This is a genomic window from Candidatus Electrothrix sp. (assembly GCF_052785085.1).
In genome coordinates, this window is the sequence record NZ_JALAAI010000212.1 from 1 (window position 1) to 2,929 (window position 2,929).

Here is a 2,929-nt window from a genome sequence, read left to right on the forward strand (position 1 = left end):
TTATCTATTTTTCGCAACTCTTCTCTGGATAGGTGCATGCGAACTCAGAACGTGGATAGATCTCGTAAAAAACGTTGTGACCCTTAAACTATCGTGATCTTCTTTTTTTGTCCAATCTTTTTTTGTGTGGAATGAGGGGGGTGAACGGTTACTCCCCGGTGTGTCCACAATCATGGCCCCGGAACCCAGCCGGATCAGCTGCCGATGGGTTGTGGCATGTCGTCCCTTGCTCTCCTTGCTGCTCACTGTTTTGGTTGTATGGAGTGCTTCGCCAATGAGGGTGTTGAGCAGGGTGGTCTTACCAACCCCTGATGAGCCCAGCAGGCAATAGGTTTGGCCTGGTTGCATCATTGCTTTGATATCGTCCAGGCCGGAACCATCTTCACTGCTCAGAGACAGAATCTCAATGTCTGGGGCAATGCTTTGCACCTCGGCAATTCTGATGGCAATGTCATCATTATCCAGCAGGTCACTCTTGCTGAGCAGGACCACAGGATTAATCCCGGCCTCGTGTACCATTACCAGATAGCGTTCCAGGCGGCGGAGGTTGAAGTTTTCATTCAGGGACTGGACAATGAAGGCCGTATCAATATTGGCGGCAATGAGCTGGAAGTCCACTTTTTTGCCTGGAGTTTTCCGTTTGAGCAGGGAGTTGCGCGGTAAGAGTTCATGGATGATGGCCAGGGTATCATTATCATAAAAACTGGTCAGAACCCAATCACCCACTGCCGGGTAATCCAAAGGTGAGGAGGCGTTGAAGAGGATCTTACCCACCAGTTCCGCAGAGACATTATTTTCTCCGGTGGTGACGATATAGCTGTCTTTATGCACTGCTGCCACCTTTGCCAGCTCGAAATGCTCCAGGTCTTCCGCTGGCACGTTGTGCAGGAGGGACTGGTCAAAGCCGATGGCTGATAATTTTTCGGGGATACTATGCATTTGATGTCGATGTATCGTGTTCCTTGTTCAATGTCATGGATAGCAGCAGGTATGAGCTCGTATCTTTTTTATAAGGTAATATACTTTACCGAGATTGAAAAAAAAAGAAAGTGTTTAGCTGGTTGTTGCAGGAGTTCTTGATTTGTTCTTCTGCCGTATCAAGAGAGAGAGAGAGGAAGCGTAACAGGGAAATACTGCATAAGCTCTGCAAGGTATTCCCTTTCGTGTTTATCATCATGCGAGTGAGACAAGTGAATCAGAAAATTTTTTGCATGAAGCGTTGTACCGACAGATCAGACTTTTTCCGCCGCTCCAGGTAGTTTTCATAAGAAGGATATGAAGCATAGGTTTCCGCCTCTTCTTCGCTCATATCCATTGTGAATGAATACCAGGAATTGGTTTTCAGCACATAGTATGTTCCTTCCTTCCAGGATTTCCCCTGAAAGTTTTTTGCAAAGGAGAGTGTGGAATAGTAATCCTGGATAGCCTGATCGGAAATGACCTGATCAGGTGGTGTCTCTTTCCAAGGTTTTTCTTTATGCGTCATCGCACTCAGGGCCACGGCGGAATGGTTCACATAATGATCAAGGATGAATTTCAACAGCTCTGCATCTTCATCCGCTATGTGCTGCTGTGAAGGGGTTGCAGGGGCTGGAATAGGCTGCTTGCTGAACTCCTTATAGGAAAAAAAGATAGGTCTGTTCACCGGGCCGTATTCCCACCGCTCAAACAGGGCATCTGTACACGGCCTGCCCGCAACAAGTGACCATACCTTTGCGTAGTAGGCAAGTTTCTGCAATTTCATCGGAGTGATATTCTTATCAGGATAAGAAATCAGGATGAATTCAGCGAGTGTGGCGGCGTTGACCTGTTGCATAATTGAGAAATAGTTTGTTGCGCGGATTGTGGGGAAACAGTTAGTTCAACATAACTATTGTATCCTGTTGTATATGTGTTGTCAATTGTTCTGAAAGAATGCGTGAAGTTTTAGGAAGTTACATTGCGTCGTTGAACTGCCCGCCTGAAGTGCGTACTCAGAGAGGTTTCAGGGGGGAAACCTAAACCGAAACCTGTAAAAAAAATCTGCTCAAATAGTCCAAAATGGTCAATGATGCTCTTATATGCTCCTGAATACTCAGCCGGGTGGAAAGTTTTGGGTGGGAAGAAAACGAAACTTTAAGGGGGCATTCTTGGGCTTTCATCTGAACTTTAAGACAGGCCCGGAGTGCATTTTTATAAGTCCCAGGTATGGGGGTTTTGGGTGGGGGTTTTTGGAAAGAGGGGAATTGCTATAAAAAGACACCCCGTTTCCGGTGTCGCCCCCCCCCCCCTGTCGCCTTTGGTGTCTCCCTGCTCTTGATAACTGAGGACAGAGGCATATCATGTTTTTTATTGACCACAGTTCGTTCCCTCTGTAATTTGTTCATTGCCTGCGGCAAAATCCGTAGGCCGGGATTGCAAGCCCGACCACTAAGAGGACAACCGCTTTTTCATTATTCACAGGCGGTACTGTGTCTTATTTTCAGCGCACTCTCTTTGGCTGTTGAGTGGGAGACCTCCGGGTCTGCCGTTCTTAGTGGCGGTCTTGCAACCTGCTTAACAGCCATTTTTCGTTTGCAAGCGAAGAATGGTGAAGCTTTTCACTAAGGAGACCCACCATGAAAGACCTCTCAGCACACCTCACCGCCACGAATTCCAGAATGACCCGTTCGGAGATGCAGGAGGCCGCAGCATGAAGAAGGAAAAGGACAACACGGCCCCCAAAAAAGCAGAACAGGAACATCTTGAAGATATCCTGCTTGAACTGTTCGTTTTTTCCGCTTCTCTGGGATTTATCGGTAGATTACTAATTGATGCAAAACGCAATACCTTCGCCAATCAATTGTCAATCTCTTCTGGATGATTATTATTGTGTAAACGATAAATCATTCAGGAGAACAAAATGGACATTTTAAGCATACTCTGTTGTTTAACCCCTTGCCTTGACAAC

3 protein-coding genes are annotated in these 2,929 nt (G+C 46.6%); 1 reads left to right on the forward strand and 2 read right to left on the reverse strand.

Features of this window, described 5'->3' with window-relative positions; all coding sequences use genetic code 11:
* Both rsgA and L2082_RS18970 read right to left on the reverse strand, forming a co-directional pair.
* Positions 1-939, reverse strand: a complete 939-nt coding sequence (gene rsgA / locus L2082_RS18965) for a ribosome small subunit-dependent GTPase A (RefSeq protein ID WP_446012173.1) — start codon at positions 937-939, stop codon at positions 1-3.
* Positions 940-1,195: 256 nt separating this feature from the next.
* Positions 1,196-1,816, reverse strand: a complete 621-nt coding sequence (locus tag L2082_RS18970) for a Panacea domain-containing protein (RefSeq protein WP_446012174.1) — start codon at positions 1,814-1,816, stop codon at positions 1,196-1,198.
* An 855-nt stretch (positions 1,817-2,671) separates the two neighbouring features.
* Between L2082_RS18970 and L2082_RS18975 the strand changes: the two genes are divergently transcribed.
* Positions 2,672-2,842, forward strand: coding sequence for a hypothetical protein (locus L2082_RS18975; RefSeq protein ID WP_446012175.1), 171 nt, complete (start codon positions 2,672-2,674; stop codon positions 2,840-2,842).
* The last annotated feature ends 87 nt before the right edge of the window (positions 2,843-2,929 follow it).

Coding starts and splice junctions, on each gene's coding strand:
- rsgA (WP_446012173.1), bottom strand. CDS start 939: ATGCATAGTATCCCCGAAAAATTATCAGCCATCGGCTTTGACCAGTCC.
- L2082_RS18970 (WP_446012174.1), bottom strand. CDS start 1,816: ATGCAACAGGTCAACGCCGCCACACTCGCTGAATTCATCCTGATTTCT.
- L2082_RS18975 (WP_446012175.1), top strand. CDS start 2,672: ATGAAGAAGGAAAAGGACAACACGGCCCCCAAAAAAGCAGAACAGGAA.